The sequence below is a fragment of the Roseibium sp. RKSG952 genome, assembly GCF_009711355.1.
Window position 1 is genome coordinate 1 of sequence record NZ_SMMF01000216.1, and the last position, 382, is coordinate 382.

Consider the following 382-nt stretch of genomic DNA (forward strand, 5'->3'; position numbering starts at 1 on the left):
CATTGGCGTGTTGACGGCAACGGCCCTGGCCGCGACGGTTGCTGATCCAGGCCTGTTTAAATCCGCGCGCCAGTTCTCTGCCTGGTTGGGTCTGGTTCCACGACAAAACGCATCAGGCGGCAAAGAACGGCTTGGACGTATTACCAAGATGTGGGACGCTTATTTGCGTAGGCTTCTTGTTGTCGGAGCCACAGCGGTGCTCAGGCACGCGATCCGGGCGCAAACGCGCACCGGGGAATGGGTGCGTCACTTGCTGGAGCGCAAACCCTCACGGTTGGTGAGCGTGGCACTTGCCAACAAGACGGCCCGGATTGCCTGGGCTGTTCTGGCGAAAGGGGAAACCTACAGGTCGGCATGATCTAAAAGTTCGCTTTCCGCGGAA

1 protein-coding gene is annotated in these 382 nt (G+C 59.4%); it reads left to right on the forward strand.

The genetic code is table 11. The features are described from left to right. Positions 1–358 (forward strand): transposase (locus E1297_RS00535; RefSeq protein WP_155132611.1); only part of this gene is annotated, 358 nt, incomplete at its 5' end. Between the last annotated feature and the right edge of the window lie 24 nt (positions 359–382).